This is a genomic window from Microbacterium zouquanmingi (assembly GCF_052266675.1).
GTDB lineage: Bacteria > Actinomycetota > Actinomycetes > Actinomycetales > Microbacteriaceae > Microbacterium.
The window spans coordinates 573,383-589,288 of record NZ_JBQPRA010000001.1; the positions used below are offsets into that span (position 1 = coordinate 573,383).

The 15,906-nt window shown below is 66.1% G+C and carries 15 protein-coding genes; 9 read left to right on the top strand and 6 right to left on the bottom strand.

Features of this window, described 5'->3' with window-relative positions; translation table 11 throughout:
- Positions 1-211: 211 nt before the first annotated feature.
- From ACTU6V_RS02820 to ACTU6V_RS02835, 4 genes are all read left to right on the top strand, one after another.
- The gene (locus tag ACTU6V_RS02820) at positions 212-1,225 is read left to right on the top strand and encodes an SIS domain-containing protein (RefSeq protein ID WP_443474882.1); all 1,014 of its coding nucleotides are present in this window, start codon (positions 212-214) and stop codon (positions 1,223-1,225) included.
- 84 nt (positions 1,226-1,309) lie between these two features.
- Positions 1,310-2,131 (top strand): PfkB family carbohydrate kinase, encoded by an 822-nt coding sequence (locus tag ACTU6V_RS02825; RefSeq protein ID WP_443474883.1) that lies wholly within the window; start codon positions 1,310-1,312, stop codon positions 2,129-2,131.
- Positions 2,132-2,139: 8 nt separating this feature from the next.
- The gene (gene manA / locus ACTU6V_RS02830) at positions 2,140-3,294 is read left to right on the top strand and encodes a mannose-6-phosphate isomerase, class I (RefSeq protein ID WP_443474884.1); all 1,155 of its coding nucleotides are present in this window, start codon (positions 2,140-2,142) and stop codon (positions 3,292-3,294) included.
- A 1-nt stretch (position 3,295) separates the two neighbouring features.
- Positions 3,296-4,318, top strand: coding sequence for an ATP-dependent 6-phosphofructokinase (locus ACTU6V_RS02835; RefSeq protein ID WP_443474885.1), 1,023 nt, complete (start codon positions 3,296-3,298; stop codon positions 4,316-4,318).
- A gap of 183 nt (positions 4,319-4,501) precedes the next feature.
- Here the strand turns inward: ACTU6V_RS02835 and ACTU6V_RS02840 are convergent, their stop codons facing one another.
- Entirely contained in the window at positions 4,502-5,527 is a 1,026-nt protein-coding gene (locus tag ACTU6V_RS02840) for a lactonase family protein (protein ID WP_443474886.1), read from the bottom strand.
- Positions 5,528-5,614: 87 nt separating this feature from the next.
- Here ACTU6V_RS02840 and ACTU6V_RS02845 point away from each other — a divergent pair, with 87 nt between their 5' ends.
- Positions 5,615-6,982 (top strand): flavin monoamine oxidase family protein, encoded by a 1,368-nt coding sequence (locus ACTU6V_RS02845; protein ID WP_443474997.1) that lies wholly within the window; start codon positions 5,615-5,617, stop codon positions 6,980-6,982.
- Here the strand turns inward: ACTU6V_RS02845 and ACTU6V_RS02850 are convergent.
- The 3 genes from ACTU6V_RS02850 to ACTU6V_RS02860 are packed head-to-tail and all read right to left on the bottom strand — an operon-like array spanning position 6,939 to position 9,615.
- Complete coding sequence (locus ACTU6V_RS02850; RefSeq protein WP_443468461.1) at positions 6,939-7,616, bottom strand: Pr6Pr family membrane protein; 678 nt, start codon at positions 7,614-7,616, stop codon at positions 6,939-6,941. The two genes, ACTU6V_RS02845 and ACTU6V_RS02850, sit on opposite strands and share 44 nt — an antisense overlap.
- A gap of 2 nt (positions 7,617-7,618) precedes the next feature.
- Positions 7,619-8,974: a magnesium transporter gene (gene mgtE / locus ACTU6V_RS02855; RefSeq protein WP_443468462.1), complete on the bottom strand. Its 1,356-nt coding sequence runs from the start codon at positions 8,972-8,974 to the stop codon at positions 7,619-7,621.
- 53 nt (positions 8,975-9,027) lie between these two features.
- Positions 9,028-9,615, bottom strand: a complete 588-nt coding sequence (locus ACTU6V_RS02860; protein WP_443468463.1) for a hypothetical protein — start codon at positions 9,613-9,615, stop codon at positions 9,028-9,030.
- Between the two features lie 116 nt (positions 9,616-9,731).
- Between ACTU6V_RS02860 and ACTU6V_RS02865 the strand changes: the two genes are divergently transcribed.
- Genes ACTU6V_RS02865 through ACTU6V_RS02875 form a run of 3 tightly spaced genes read left to right on the top strand, consistent with a single transcriptional unit; the run spans position 9,732 to position 13,275 of the window.
- Positions 9,732-10,913: a glycosyltransferase gene (locus ACTU6V_RS02865; RefSeq protein WP_443474887.1), complete on the top strand. Its 1,182-nt coding sequence runs from the start codon at positions 9,732-9,734 to the stop codon at positions 10,911-10,913.
- Between the two features lie 11 nt (positions 10,914-10,924).
- Positions 10,925-12,133 (top strand): glycosyltransferase family 4 protein, encoded by a 1,209-nt coding sequence (locus ACTU6V_RS02870; protein ID WP_443474888.1) that lies wholly within the window; start codon positions 10,925-10,927, stop codon positions 12,131-12,133.
- Positions 12,130-13,275, top strand: coding sequence for an AI-2E family transporter (locus ACTU6V_RS02875; RefSeq protein ID WP_443474889.1), 1,146 nt, complete (start codon positions 12,130-12,132; stop codon positions 13,273-13,275). The genes ACTU6V_RS02870 and ACTU6V_RS02875 overlap by 4 nt, the downstream gene beginning before the upstream one ends.
- Positions 13,276-13,287: 12 nt before the next feature.
- Here the strand turns inward: ACTU6V_RS02875 and ACTU6V_RS02880 are convergent, their stop codons facing one another.
- Positions 13,288-13,980, bottom strand: coding sequence for an NRDE family protein (locus ACTU6V_RS02880; RefSeq protein ID WP_443468467.1), 693 nt, complete (start codon positions 13,978-13,980; stop codon positions 13,288-13,290).
- Between the two features lie 23 nt (positions 13,981-14,003).
- Between ACTU6V_RS02880 and coaBC the strand changes: the two genes are divergently transcribed.
- Positions 14,004-15,224: a bifunctional phosphopantothenoylcysteine decarboxylase/phosphopantothenate--cysteine ligase CoaBC gene (coaBC, locus tag ACTU6V_RS02885; protein ID WP_511198793.1), complete on the top strand. Its 1,221-nt coding sequence runs from the start codon at positions 14,004-14,006 to the stop codon at positions 15,222-15,224.
- Here the strand turns inward: coaBC and ACTU6V_RS02890 are convergent.
- A complete protein-coding gene (locus ACTU6V_RS02890; protein ID WP_443468469.1) occupies positions 15,215-15,862 on the bottom strand; it encodes a hypothetical protein in 648 nt (215 codons plus the stop codon). The two genes, coaBC and ACTU6V_RS02890, sit on opposite strands and share 10 nt — an antisense overlap.
- Positions 15,863-15,906: the final 44 nt, after the last annotated feature.

Genomic DNA, 15,906 nt, shown 5'->3' on the forward strand with positions numbered 1-15,906 from the left:
GGGCTGTCTTCTCGGACAGGATGCCTCCTTCAATAGCGACGTTGTCGGACAGTGGCGCCGACGATAACCGTGACCATAGCAATGAAGCGCTCTGCTCGGGGCAGTTCTGACGAATCAAAGACCTCCCCTGGTCGGTTGCCAGACAGCATGTTACGCTTGTCAGACATCTATGAATCTGTTCGGACAACTATCAGCGAAAGGTGCAAAGTGCATGCTGAACTTCGATGAAGCGCGTTACGTGGGGATCCAGAGTGGCGCAGCCGGTCTGGCGGGGAGCATCCGTGAGGCGCTCAAGCAAGAACTAGATAGGGGCGCGAAGAACATCTTCTTCGCCGGTGCGGGGGGTGTGAACTTCCTCATGCAACCCGCCGCCCGTTACCTGCAGACGCATTCGACCTTCCCGACTTTCGTCGAGATGGCGGCAGAGCTCGTCAACTCAGGCAACGCCAACCTCGGTCCTGACTCGATCGTCGTTTTCCCCTCCGTCTCTGGCACCACAAAGGAAGCGATTGCCGCCCTGGAGTACGCGCGCAGCCGTGGGGCACGGGTCCTGACGCTGACCGCTCAGGCGGGCACGCCGTTGGCCGACCTCGCGGACATCAACTTCACGAACTTCTGCGCAGACGATACGTCGAGCGAGAACTTCTACCTTCAGTCTCTGCTCATCGCCCTGGCGATTATGGATCTTCGCGATGAGTACGACGGCTACGACGAGGTCGTTGCTGAGCTTCAGCAGTTGCCGAAGCTTCTCGTTGAGGTCAAGCGTGCATTCGAACCGCGCGCCGCGAGCTTCGCTGTGGAGATCAAGGACGAGCAAAACCACATCATCACCGGTGCCGGTAGCGCCTGGTACGAGGCGTGGTACTACGGCATGTGCATCCTTGAAGAGATGCAGTGGATCTGGACCCGCCCGGTTCACGCCTCCGACTTCTTCCACGGCACGCTGGAGTTGCTCGAAGCCGACACGAGTGTCATCCTCGTCAAGGGTGAGGATGAGCAGCGCGAGTTGGCCGAACGTGTCGAGCGCTTCGCTCCGACGGTGACGTCGAAGCTGCGTGTGATCGACACCAAGGAGTTCGCACTGCCGGGCATTTCTGAGCGTGTTCGTGCCCTGATTTCGCCTATTCTTCTTGCCGCGGTGTTTGAGCGCCTTAGCGCGCATCTCGAGGTCGTCCGCGACCACCCGCTGACCACGCGGCGCTACTACAAAAAGGGCAACTTCTGAGATACCGGTCGAGGGTGGGAACCCGCACAGGTGACCGGTTCCCACCCTTGACCACTTTCATGAGACCACCAATTCAGGAGCACCATGACATCCCCGGCAATTGACGTCGCCGTCGTCGGCGACAACACCATTGACAGATTCCTTGACGAGCCCGAGTTGGGTGATCTCATCGGAGGCAACGCCCTAAATGTCGCCGTTCAGCTCTCGATGCTCGGACTGCGTGTAGCGTATTTCGGCGCGGTCGGCACTGACGCGAATGCGGAGATCGTGCGGCGCGCAGCTGAAGCGCGCAACGTCGACGTGTCCGGGATGATCGTGTCACCGGGGTCGACGGCGCTGACCACTATTCGACGCGATACATCGGGTGACCGGCGGTTCGAATCAGAGGACTTCGGCGTCACGGCGCACTATGTGCCCGACGACGAGGTGCTGCAGCGGATCGCGAGCGCACGATGGGTGCATGTCGGAATGCTCCCGGGAGGCCGCGAATTTGGTGAGCGGCTGAAATCGATCTCTGATGTGGCATTGAGCCAAGACTGCAGTGTGTCACCAGATTGGCACCGGCTCACGGTGTTGTTTGCATCCGCCGGCGAAGACGAAGCAGAGGCCGAGCGCATCATTGAGCGCGGAATTGCTGCATCAAGTGACGTAGCGGTGGCAACACTCGGCTCGCGCGGTGCGCAAGCTCGTAGCGCAGAATCGAGTTGGCGCGTGCCGGCAACTTCGGTGCAGGTGACTGACACGACCGGAGCCGGAGATTCGTTCATGGCCGGGTTCATCGCCGGACGGCTACGAGGGGAAAGTATTGGCCGCGCGCTGCAAAGCGGAGTCAGCCGCGGCGCGTTTACGTGCCAGTACATGGGCGGATGGCCGCAGCTGCGTGCCGACATCGAACGATTCGGATAGGGAGCGGCGTGTTTTATCTTCTTGAGCCTTCGCAGAAGGACTATGCTTGGGGATCGCGTCACGCGATTCAAGAGGTGACCGGGTTCGGCGTTGTCGGTGAACCGTTGGCGGAAATTTGGTACGGGGCGCATCCGTCTGGTCCATCACGGTTGGAAGACGGCCGTACCCTCGATGAGCTGATCCGCGCAGACGGTGCAGTAGTTCTCGGGGGCGACATAGCAGGCCGCTTCGATGGCACACTGCCGTTTCTCGTGAAGTTGCTCGCTCCGTGCCAGGCCGTGTCGGTGCAGGTGCATCCGAACGCCGACCGTGCGCGCGAGGGATACGCGGCCCAGCTTGCGGATCCGGCATCCGAGAAGAAGTTTGTGGACGCGCATCACAAGCCCGAGCAGATTTTCGCGCTCACAACGTTTGAAGGACTCGTGGGCCTGCGTCCGATCGATGAGGCCGCGGACGCACTCGCCCTCATCGATCACCCGCTCACTCGTGCGGCCCGTGCTGACCTCGGATCCGGTGACGACATCGGCGTGCGGCGTGCGCTCACGAGGTTGGCCTCCGCTTCCCCGGAGGACGTTGACGAGCTCGTGGCGCTTGCACGCAAGCATCCGCATGAGGCCGATGGTTCGCCGATCACGACTGTCCTTGAGCTTGCACAGCAATACCCGGGGGATGCCGGTGTCGCAGTGAGCATGATGCTATGCCGGGTGCGGCTGAACCCGGGTGAGTCCGTGATGGTCGACTCGGGCGTACCGCACGCGTACATGTCGGGGCTCGCACTTGAGGTCATGGCGAACTCCGACAATGTCTTCCGGCTCGGCTTGACTGTCAAAAAGGTCGATGTTGGAGAATCGGTGGCCAACGTTCTTACGACGCCGGCCAAGGTGCAACGCCCCCATGGGTCGGATCCTTCCGCCCACGCTGATGCGCCTGCGGAGTTTGCGCTCACGATTCATGACCTCGCTGCCGGTCGACACGTGATCTCGGGATCGGGACCTCGTGTTGTCGTCAGCCTGAGCGACGATTGCACGATCAGTGACGAGTCCCGTCGTATCACGCTGCCGCGAGGTGCGGCTGCTTTTCTGCCGCACGGGAGCACAGCCACCGCCATCGCGCCCGCGGGTCAGCTCGCCGTGATCGTGGTACCCGATGGGCGGAGCCGCTGACATGAGGATCGGAATCGCTACCGGTGGCGGTGATTGTCCGGGGCTCAACGCGGTGATCCGGGGGGCGGTCTTACACGGCGGGGAAACTTACGGCCTCTCATTCGCCGGCTTCTTGGGCGGATGGCGCGGGGTAGCGCTCGGCGATGTCACCGAGGTCACCAGGGAGGACGTACGCGGCATCAGCAAACTGGGCGGCACAATCCTCGGGACGAGCCGCACCAACCCCTGGGAATTCGGGGGCGAAGACGCTGTGCGCAACTCGATGCGTGAGCACGAGATCGACGCGATCCTCGCCATCGGAGGTGACGGCACCCTCGCCGTTGCCCAACGGCTTCACGATGCAGGCATCCGGGTCATCGGTGTGCCCAAAACGGTAGACAACGATCTCAACGCGACCGACATGACCTTCGGATTCGACACAGCCGTGTCAATCGCCACGGAAGCGATGGATCGCCTGCGCACCACCGGCGACTCGCACGGGCGCTGCATGGTGGCCGAAGTGATGGGCCGTCACGCCGGGTGGATCGCACTGCACTCCGGCATGGCAGCCGGAGCCCACGCGATCCTGATTCCCGAACGACGTACGAGCACCGAGACAATTGTTGACTGGGTGGAGTCCGCCCGCGACCGTGGGCGCGCCCCGCTCGTCGTTGTCGCGGAGGGTTTCGTGCTGGAGGGCGATGAAACGGCTCACTCCACCAAGGGCAACGATGCGTTTGGCAGGCCCCGCCTCGGTGGCATCGGCGAACGCGTCGCCGCTGTCATCGCGGAGCATACGAACATTGAAACGCGAGCGTCGCTGCTCGGACACATTCAGCGCGGCGGGGTCCCAACCGCATTTGACCGGGTGCTCGCCACTCGATTTGGTATGGAAGCGGTCAATCTCGCGGTCGGCGGCAATTGGGGGCGGATGGTGTCACTGCGCGGAACCGACGTCGTTGACGTTCCGCTCACGGACGCGCTGAACTCCTCGAAAGTCGTCTCTGAAGCTCGGTACGTCGAAGCGAGCCGACTCTTCGGATGAGGGTGGTCATTTCAGGGATGACAGCAGCAACCTGTCAATATCATCCATAGAAACTACCCCGCGCGGGCAGGCGCATGATGGTTACGCTGGCGCAGAGCGAATATCGGAATTCCTGGGCTGCTCATCTGCGGAATGCAGTCGTGCGGAGTGAGAAGCGTGCGGCCTCCGCGCGATCAGGCCTGCTCAGACGAAGCGGACCCAGTTCGCGCCCTTGCCAGTCTCGGCGCGCTGCAGCAGTTCGAGCGCGTCATCCTGCACGGCGTACAGCGAGACCTGCGTCGACCTCTCGCCGGTCGCGATGAGGTGGGCGCCGTCGGGGCTGAGCGCGAAGCCGCGCGGCTGCAGCTCGGTGACGGTGAACCGTTCCGCCGCCGACACCGATCCGTCGGCCGCGACGGACACCGCTCCCAGCGTGTTCTCGGTGCGCTCCGTGGCCCACAGCCGTGTGCCGTTCGCGCCGAAGTGGAGGTCGGCTCCCCAGATGTAGTGATGCGCGAGCGGGTCTGCTCCGAACACGCTGTGGCCGAGGCTCTTCGTGGTGTCATACGCCGTCGTGGTGCCCTGCAGCGTGAGCGCGCCGGTGGAGGCGTCGCGGCTGTAGTGGAGGACTTCGCCGGAGAACTCGGTGAGCACATACACCGCATCCTGCGCCTCGTTCAGTACGAGGTGTCGAGGACCGCTTCCCTCGGGAGCGGCGACCGTCTCGGGGTCCAGCGGCATGAGGCGAAGATCATCGTCGAGTGCGTACTGCGCGACGAGGTCGGCACCCAGCGACACGAAGTAGGCGAACCGGCCGTCGGCGCTCGGCAGCACCGAGTGCAGGTTGGGGAACGTAATCGTCGACACCGGCTCGCTCACAACGCCGTCGGTGACCGCGCAGCTGATTCCGAAGCCCCCCGAGTACGAGATGCCGAGCAGCCCCGTTCCGCCCCGAGTGAGCGAGATGTAGTTCATTCCTCCATCGGGGAGGTCGAGGCGCGACTGCGGCGTGAGCCGCCCGCTTTCGCGGTCGAGGGCGAGTGTGAGGATGCCGGTGGGTCCCTTCACGCCCGCATAGACCAGGTCGCGCTCTGAGTCGACGGCGAACGTCGAGCATCCGTCGAGTCCTTCGTTGACGGCCAGACGCTCCAGCTGCCCGTTCTCGAAACGGAAGGTGCTGATGGAACCTTCCCCAGCGTTGGCGACCAGAACGAGGGCGGAATCAGTCATGCCTCGATCGTAGCTACGCCCTCGCGCCGTCTCGCGCGCGAATGAGACGCGCCGACGGGCAGAGCGGGTAGTCTGGCGCGGGTGAGGATGTCGCGTCGTGAGTTGCTGATCGGCGCCGGAGCCGGCGCCCTCGGAGTGCTGCTCGTGTCGTGCACGCCCGAGCCTGCGCCCACCCCCACGCCGACCCGCAGTCTGACACCGCTGCCGGTCACCGAGGTTCCCGCGCCTTCCGGCAGCATCCGGAGCACCTGGGCCACCGACCCCTACTCGCACGGAGCGGTCAGCTTCACCCGAATCGGCGTGCAGTCGTCCACACGCGCGACGCTCGCAGAACCGATCGCGGATCGCGTCTTCTTCGCCGGTGAGGCGACGGACGCCGACAACCCCGCCACGATCCGCGGTGCCATCCACTCCGGCGAGAGCGCCGCGATGCGCCTGCGTGCGACAGCCACGAGCGGAGAGCGGATCGCCGTGATCGGCGCGGGTCTCGCCGGAGCCACCGTCGCGGAGAGCCTTGCCGACGCCGATCTCTCCGTGACCGTGTTCGAAGCGCGCGACAGAGTCGGCGGCCGCACGCTCTCGCAGATCGATGACGACTGGGCGCTTCCCGTTCAGCTCGGCGGATGGCTGCTGCCCGCGCTCGCCGAAGGCGAGGACATCAGCCGTGACGAGCTGGACCTGCCGCAGGCGACGGATCTCGCGTCCGCAGTGTGGCGCACACCGGACGGCGACATCGAGCCGGTCACGAACGCACCACTGGATGCGGCGATCACTGTCGCAGAGGCTCTTCCGACCGACGTCTCGCTCGCCGAAGCGCTCACCCTGACCGGTGCCGACCCTGAGGACCCCGATCTCGCGGCGCTCCTGGCCTACCTCGCGACGACGTCGGGGGCGGATGCCGACACCGTCTCGTCCTGGTTCCCTCCGTCAATGCCATCCGCTGCCCGGCGAGCCATCACCGGTGATTTCGACGCGCACATCACCGAGATGCTCGCGAACGCCCAGCTCACTCTGTCATCTCCCGTCACTCGCATCGCCTACGACGACTCCGGTGTCAGCCTGCGCCTCGGCACCGGCGAATCCACCTCTTTCGATCGGGTCGTGGTCACCGTGCCGCTCGGCGTCCTGCAGACCGAGCGGATCGAGTTCTCGCCACCGTTGCCGTTCTCGCACCGCGGTGCGATCAACGCGCTCGGCATGGGCCACATCGAGTCGATCTGGCTGCGCTACGACGAACCCTTCTGGGAGACGGGTGCCGCGATCTGGCACACCGTCGGCGGCGATCAGACTGTGCGGACCTGGATCAACCTGCTGCCGGTCACCGGTGAGGCGATCCTCGTCGGCGTCGTGGGCGGCGCCGCAGCCGCGGACTTCGCCGAACTCGAAGAGCAGGAGGCACTGCTCGAGGCGCTCAGGTCGCTTGTGCCGTTCCTGCCCGTGCAGCAGACCGACTGACCTTCTTCCGCCGCGAGGGACTCACCCGGCTGATCACCGCCAGCACCGTGGCCACGAGCGCGAAGATCGCCAGTGCCAGTGCACTCGTCACGGCGAACTCGCCGAATCCGCTCACCTGGCGCAGGTCCAAAAAGTAATACGGATACCAGCCGATCATCGGCCCGCGCCACATCGTCACCCCACCCCACACGAGGGGGAAGGCGAGCGAGCAGGGGATGATCCACCAGGTCACGGAGCGGTGTCCGGGAGTCAGCGTCCACGCGATCGCGGTGAACGCGGGCAGCCAGAAGTGCAGCACCTGATCAGACCAGGGCACATCGACACGGATGCCGCGGAGCCCCGCCTGCCACACGATCAGTGCGAATGCGAGACCCGCGGTGATCGTCCAGGTGAGCACGAGCGAGAGGGCGATGCTGAACCAGCGCGGATCCTCCGCGCGGCGGAAGGCGAGCACTCCGCCGATGACGAGCAGCACGACCAGTGCGCAGTTCGACTCCACCGTGAGATACGCGAAGAAGTTCCGGCCGGCGATGGTCTGCGAGCTGAGCCCCCAGAACAGCCGATGCACGAGCGCGATCAGACAGACCGCTGCCGTGGCGAGCCGAAGCACGCCGAATGCGAACCGTGCTTTCACCCTCAGATCCCCAGGATCGCCTTCGCGACGAGGAAGTAGATGACAAGCCCGGTGGCATCGACGAAGGTCGTGATGAACGGGTTGGAGAACACGGCGGGATCGACCTTGATCATTCGCGCGATGATCGGCATGATTCCTCCGACGGTCGCCGCCACCGTGCAGATGGCAAGCAACGTGCATCCGATCACGAGTCCGATGTGCCAGTCGAAGACCACCCAGGTGATCGCGAATCCGAGAAGGCCCAGCAGCACACCGAGCGACACGCCGACCCGCAGCTCGCGCGAGAGCACTTTGAGCAGATCGCGGGGGCGCACTTCGCCGAGCGCGAGTGCGCGGGTGACCGTCGTCGCTGCCTGGTTTCCGGTGTTCCCACCGGTTCCGATCAACAGCGGTACGAACAGGGCCAGCACCGTCATCTGCGCCAGTGTCGCTTCGAACACCGACAGGACCTGAACGGTGAGCGTGGCGCCGATGGCGAGGACGAACAGCCACACGATGCGCGAGCGCACGAGCTTGCGCACCGGGGTCGAGAGGTAGGGCCGGCCGAGCGGTTCGACACCGCCCTGGCGTGCGGCATCCTCGCTCTCTTCGCGTTTGAGGATGCGTGCCGCGTCGTCGATCGTGAAGATGCCGACCAGGCGGTCTTCGCTGTCGACGACGGGGACTGCGAGCAGCCCGAGGTCGGTGCATTCACGCGCTGCGCTCTCTGCATCGGCGTCGGCGACGACCGTGTGGGCGTCGTGCATGAGTGCATCGATGGTGTCTGCGTCATCGGCGGTGAGCAGGTCGCGCAGGCTGACGACGCCGATGACCTTCCGTGCGGCGTCGGTCACCGGCAGTGTGTAGATGGTTTCGGCGTCATCGATGCGCGATCGGAGCCTGGTCATCGTCTCGGCCACTGTGAGCTGCGGGTGAGTGGTGATGTACTCGGGGCTCATGCGGCGGCCGATCGAGTCCAGCGGATAGCCGAGGACCGCTGCGGTGAGTTCGCGCTCACGGGCCGGGAGCCCTCGCAGTAGCTGCGGGGCGACAGACGCCGGAAGCTCGTCGAGCAGCCACACCCGGTCATCCGGGTCCATCTCGGCGAAGAGCGTGGCGACCTCGGCATCCTGAAGTCCGCGCACCAGCTCGCCCTGCAACTCGGGTTCGAGAGCCTCGAAGACCTCGAGCGCGCGCTGCTTGGGAAGCAGACGATAGACGATCGCGCACTGTCGTGGGTTCAGCCGATCGAGCACCCGCACGATCTGATGGTCGGGCACTGGACCGAGTGCCGCGGATGCTGCGGCGAGATCACGCTGCGACAGCCTCAGCTCGATCGTGTCGATCAGCCCGGTGTCGGGTGCGGGAGTGCGCTCCATCGCGTTCTCCTTCCGGGGCGTCGTGTGGTCAATCTAACCCATCACTGGCAGGTTCAGGCAGGGTCGAGGCGTAGTAGGTCTGGCGATTCGCCGCCGGACAGATCGTCAGAAATCCGGAGGCTGCGGGCCAGGTCGTCGAGCGCGGGGATGAGCGTGCCGAACCGTTCCCGGTCGCGGCTGAGCGCCTGGAGCGTGATCAGGTGCGTACCGGTGTCCCAGGTGTAGTTGGCGAAGGGGGCGGCCTCCGGCGTCGGAGGCGTGATCATCACGAGCTTCTCGCCGGCGCCGAGTGCGCTCGTGAACGTCTCGGTGTCGTCGTACTCGATCGGTCGGTTCGCGCGCGCGATCCGCACCGGTGGGGTGAGCTCCTGCACGGTGGCAAGGGCCGCCACGAGGTCGGGCTCGGCCTTCCAGGTCCAGGCGAGGAGCCGGCCGTCCATCCGGCGCATCAGCAGGGGAGCGGCCTGGCTCATCGCCCAGGCGCCCATGCGAGAGCCTTCCTTCTCGCCCCGCCCGAGCATCTGGTTGGCCTGGCCCAGCAGCATCCGCAGTGCCGCCTTGCGGTGGCGGCGCCCCTTCCAGCCGAGCGAATCGGTGACGGGGATCCATAGGCTCTGATCGGCGGAAGCGGTGATGCGCATGCCTTCACGCTACCCGCGGCGCAAGCGGCGGGGGAGCGGAGATCGTGCAGGGCGCTCGGGTAAAGTGGCGTGCGCCCACAACCGGGCTCTCCGCGTATCCCTAAGGCTGCCACTTCGTGACTTCACCTGACGCTCCGCTGAAGATCCTCATCGGCTGCGACACCTTCTCCCCTGACATCAACGGGGCCGCACGGTTCGCTGAGCGCCTCGCCGCAGGACTGGTGCAGCGCGGTCATGATGTGCACGTCGTCGCCCCGAACCGCAAGTACCGTCGTACGGCTCCTGCCACCGAGGTCATCGAGGGCGAGCCGATGACCCTGCACCGGCTGCCGTCCGTGCGCTGGGCGCCGCATGACTGGATTCGATTCGTCTGGCCGTGGCGCTCGAAGCACTACGCCCGCAAGGTGATCGACCGGGTGCAGCCCGATGTCGTGCACATCCAGTCGCACATCGTGATCGGCCGCGGTCTGTCGCGGATCGCCGCACAGCGCGGCATCCCGATCATCGCCACCAACCACGTGATGGCCGAGAACATCCTCGATCACACCACGATGCCTAAGTTCATCGACAACCTCGTGCTGAAGTTCGCGTGGGATGACGCCAAGCGCACGTTCGATCTCACACGCGCCATCACCACGCCCACTCGTCGCGCGGCAGACTTCCTCGAGCGCACGGTCGAAGTGCAGAACGTGATCCCGGTCAGCTGTGGCATCGATCGCACGCAGTACGACCCCGTGATCGCACCGCGCGAGAAGAACCGGATCGTCTTTGTCGGCCGCCTGACGGCTGAGAAGCAGGTCGAGGTGATCCTTGAGGCGATGACGAAGCTCGACCCTGCGCTGGATGTGACCTTCGACATCGTCGGCGGCGGCGACCAGCGCAAGAGCCTCGAGCGACTCACAGGCGAGCTCGGCATCGCCGATCGCGTCACCTTCCACGGGCGTACCACCGACGAAGAGCTGCGCGCGATCCTCTCGCGCGCGAGCCTGTTCGTGATCGCCTCGATCGCGGAGTTGCAGTCCATCGCCACGATGGAGGCGATGGCTTCGGCCCTGCCGATCGTCGCTGCGGATGCTGTCGCCCTCCCGCATCTCGTCCACGACGGCGAGAACGGGTACCTGTTCGAGCCGGGCAACGTCACCGAGCTGGCAGCCCGCCTGACCGATGTGCTCACGGCCGATCCCGCAGAGTACGAGCGCATGCAGCGCGCGTCCCTCGACGGCGTCGCCGTCCACGACATCAACCGCACCCTCGACACCTTCGAGGCGCTGTACCGCGACCAGCCGCTCCCGGAGTGACGGAGCAGCGCATGCACATCGTCTTCTTCGGCGATCAGCACCTCGCATCGCTCGGCGGCGCGCAGGTGTCGATGCGGCTGCAGAAGCAGTACCTGGAGCGCTCAGGGCACACCGTGACCGTGGTTGCACCGAAGATGCACAGCGACAGGATCTTCGGGTGGCCAAACCCCTTCGACCTGCCCTCGATCCCGATCACGCTCGATCGTGAGTATTCGATGTCGTGGCCGGGCAGGCGCACCGACCTGTTCCTCGACCGTGCCTTCGCGACGCAGCCACCGGTGGATATCGTGCATGTGCAGGCCGACTTCTGGGGCGCGTTCATCGGTCACCGCTTCGCTCATCGCCACGGCATCCCGGTCGTCCACACGATGCACAACCGGGTCGACGTCGGAATGGCAGCCGTCACCCCGCTGCATCGCCCTGCCCTCGCCGCACTGAACATGTGGCGGCGGCAGTCCATGCGTGGCATCGGGCAGCCCGTTGCTGGCAGCGACGGGTGGGCGTTCCTGCACGGTCTCGCGCAGGGGGCGAGCGCCGTCACCGCACCGTCAGGGCACTTCGCCCGCAGGCTCGAGCAGAACGGCGTGTTCGATCGGGTGGACGTGGTGTGGAACGGCATCGATGATGACCTGCTCGCGCCGATCCTCGACACGCGCCAGGAGCGCGAGCCGGGGCGTCCGCGCTTCGTCTGGCTCGGACGCATGAGCCCGGAGAAGAGATTGCTCCCCTTCCTCGAGGCGGTCGTCATCTCTCAGGTGGATGCGGACATCGAGGTCATCGGCGGCGGAGGACAACTGCGCGCGGCCGAGAAGATCGCACGCGGGCACAGCGGCATCCGCTTTGCTGGGCGCCTGCCGTATGCCGAAACGCTCGCGCGGATCGCCGACGCCGATGCCGTCGTGCAGACCTCCATCGGATTCGAGACGCAGGGCATGACCCCGTTCGAGGCGGCAGCGCTCGGGACGCCGACGATCGTCAGCGACCCCGACATCGCCGATGAGCTGCGCGGTGGTCTGTGGACGGTTCCGGATGCTTCGGTGCCTGCCCTTGCCGACACGCTCGCGCGCGCCGCATCCGACATCAGGACCGGTGAGGCGCCGTCTCCGCTCGCCGAGGTCGGCGAGGAGTTCCGGCAGTCGTCGCGCACCGCGGCGATGATCGAGATCTACGAACGGGTGCTCGCCGGCCGCCACGGTGCGGCCGATACGCTGGCCACATGACCAGCTCCTCCTCCGCGAACAGTCCCGCGCCGTCACCGGGACCCATGCTCTCCTCGAGCTTGCGTGTGCTGATGGCGCTTGCGGCTGCCGTCATCGTGATCGCGGGGCTCTTCCTCGCCCGAGAGGTGGTCGGTCCCATCGCACTGGCGATCGTCATCGTCGTGATCTGCGAACCGGCTCGGATGCCGCTGATGCGGCGTGGTCTGCCGTCATGGCTCGGATCCACGATCGTGATCCTCCTGGCCTACGTGATCCTCCTCGCGATGGGGGCGCTGCTCTGGTTCGCCGGAAATCAGTTCACGCGCCTGGTCATGGATCTCGCCGCGGACGGCGGAGTCACCCGTCAGCTCGATGTGTTCGTCACCTGGCTCACCGACCTCGGCTTCGGTCAGGAGGCGTCGGATGCGGTCACGTCGCTACTGGCACCGGCGAGCCTGCTCAAGATGGTGCAGAGCGTCGGCGGGACCGTGCTGGCCGTCGCCACCGCATTGTTCTTCGTGTTCGCGTACATCATCTTCATGGCCGTTGATGCGGCACGCTACCGGCACGCACCTGCTGTCTTCGGCGCGACGCGCAGCCACGTCATCGGGCGGATCTCGCAGCTCAACCGCGGCATCCGTCGGTACTACATCGTCAACGCGAGTTTCGGTGCGATCGTCGCGATCATCGATGGGCTTGCGCTGTGGTGGATGGGCGTGCCCGCTCCGGTCGTCTGGGCGATCCTCGCATTCGTGACGAACTTCATCCCGAACATCGGATTCATCCTCGGGCTGGTGCCACCGGCTGTGCTCGCGTTCGCGATCGGCGGTTGGCCGCTGCTGCTGGGTGTGATCGCTGTGTACAGCGTCGTCAACGTGGTGCTGCAGGTGCTCGTGCAGCCGAAGTTCGTCAGCGATGCGGTGGACCTCAGCCTGACGCTGAGCTTCTTCTCGGTGATCTTCTGGACGTTCGTGATCGGACCTCTCGGCGCCATCCTCTCGATCCCGCTGACGCTGCTGACCCGGGCGCTCATCCTCGAGGGCAACCCGGATGCGCTGTGGCTGCGATGGGTGAGCGGTGATCGCACGGCGGTGCCGCCGCCGCCGGAACCCGAGCCGGTGTTCGTGCGCCGCCGTCGTCGCCGGTGGATCTGGCAGCGCTGATTCGGGTCCGGCTCAGCCCCAGTGGCCCGGCGCGGTCAGGTTCGACTCGTCGATCGTGACGCCGTGGTGGCCGACATCGGCCACGCAGTAGAGCAGAGACTGCGTCGGATACCCGTGCGGACGGTTGTCGCGGATGATCGCGGCGTCATCGGTCGGGTCGAGTTCTGCGGATGCTGCAAGCAGATCCACCCACGACTGCTCCCAGTGCTCGGTTCGAGCAGGACGGGCCTGGAACTCCGGCAGCCAGCGTGCGATGCGTGCAGTGGCGGGGTCGTCCAGGCCGTCGTGCGCGATCATGTGCACGCCGTGCGGCACGGGGGTCTCCGTGAGGGTTTCGCCGTCCCAGGACAGTACGCGCGCAGCATCTGGCGTGACCTCGAGGAGGTTGAAGCCGTGCATGGCGAGCGGCGCTTCGGGTGAGCGTCCCGCCACGGACTCGAGCGCGAGCGTTCCGCGAGTGCGCACCTGATCTTCGGGAAGGTCGAGAACGTCAGCGCGGTTGAGCAGCACCGCGAGTCGGTGGGCCTCGGTGTCGACAGCGAGCCAGGCGCCGCCCGCGCGGCGATCACGGATGCCGGACACTGCGGGGTACTGCTGCGGCCACCACGGACCCAGCGAGTCCCACGCGCGCTCTGGGTCCTCATCTCGGACAGCGAGGAGTCTCGAACCACCAGGTTCTGCGACATCGATGACGACGGTGCACACGCGGCCAGCTTAGCTGCCGGACGCTGAGGCAGAATCAAGGCATGAACATCGTTGTGGGAGTCACGGGCGGCATCGCCGCGTACAAGACGGTGCAGCTCGTGCGGCTGCTCATCAAGGGCGGGCACGACGTCACGGTCATCCCCACCGCAGACGCGTTGCGGTTCGTCGGCACTCCGACCTGGGAGGCGGTCAGCCGCAATACGGTCACCACCAGCGTGCACGACGATGTCGCCCGTGTGCGTCACGTCGCGCTCGGCCAAGCCGCCGATCTCGTGGTCATCGCCCCGGCCACGGCGAACACCATCGCGAAGATGACCGCGGGCCTTGCCGATGACCTGCTCGGAACCACCCTTCTGGCCACCATGGCTCCGGTCGCGATCGCGCCGGCGATGCACACCGAGATGTGGCGGCATCCGGCCACGCAAGCCAACATCGCGACCCTCCGTGCGCGCGGCGTGCACATCCTCGGACCCGCAGAAGGCGAACTCACCGGAGGGGACTCAGGGCCGGGTCGCATGCAGGAACCCGAAGAGATTCACGCCGCCGCCCTCGGGCTGCTCGCCCCGCAGGATCTCGTCGGCCGCACGGTCGTGATCTCCGCCGGCGGCACCCGTGAACCGATCGACCCGGTGCGCTTCCTCGGCAATCGCTCCAGCGGTCGGCAGGGTGCAGCGCTCGCCGCGGAAGCAGCCGCTCGCGGTGCACGGGTGATGCTTGTCGCCGCGAACGTCGCGGCCGACGTGCTGGCCGCGGCGAAGCATCCGCTCGTCGACATTCGCGCGGTGGGAACTGCCGCGGAGCTGGGCGAGGCGATGCGGGATGCCGCGGCATTAGCCGACATCATCGTGATGGCGGCTGCGGTCGCCGACTACCGGCCGGCTGCCTCGGTGGATCAGAAGCTCACCAAGGAGGACGGCGTCCTCGACCGGATCGACCTGGTCCTGAACGAGGACATCATCGCGGGGCTTGCGACCTCTCGCCGGGAGGGGCAGAAGATCGTCGCCTTCGCCGCCGAGACGTTGACGGATGCTGACGAGCGCCGCGCGCGTGCCGTGCGCAAGCGCGAACGCAAGGGCGTCGACCTGCTCGTCGTCAACCTCGCTGACGCAGAGCACGGATTCGAGAAGTCCGACAATGCGGTCGAGGTTCTCGGAGCAGGCGGGGCGGTGGTGGCATCCGTGGAGGGTTCGAAGCGCGAGGTCGCCGGTGCGATCTGGGATGCCGTGGTCGCCGATCAGGGCTGAAGAGCGGCCGCGCGTTGTGCGGTGAACGCGCCGAGCGTCGCCTGGATCGAATCCACCGCGGCCTGGATCGACGCATCCGCGGACGCGATCGCGGCGCGCATCGCGTCTTGAGCGGGGGCGCTGGTCGGGGCGCTCTCGGCGTCGAGCACGGCATCTCGCGCCTCGTCGAGCAGAAGGGCGAGTTCGGCGATGTGGTCCATGAGCTCCTGCACGTCGGCGCTGGCGGCGAGAAAGCCCGCCCAGCGGGCAAGGGCGTGAGTGATGGCGCGGCGCTCGTGGTGGATCGCGACGAGCGCGGAGTCGTGATCTCCGGCGTTCTTGATGGACCGAGCCGCGATCTGCCCGCGGCTGAACTCGCTGCGCTCCTCGTCGCTGAGTGCATGCAGCAGATCAGTGAGGGCGAGGTGTGTGACGGGGAACCAGCGCTTGTGCGCGGAGCGCGCCATCCACTGCTCGAAGAACAAGGCGGTGAGCAGGAAGGTGAGAAGCCCCGCCGCGATGCCGGCGAGGATGACCGCCTGCTGCCACACCTGCGTGGTCAGGTCGATCCACAGGGCGACGACGAACAGCAGCGCGATCGCGACCAGGCCGAGGATCTGCAGAGCTTTGCGTCGCCTCCGCGACTGTTGAATCGACACGATGCCCCTTCTCTCTTGGCCACACCATCTCTCTTGGCCACACC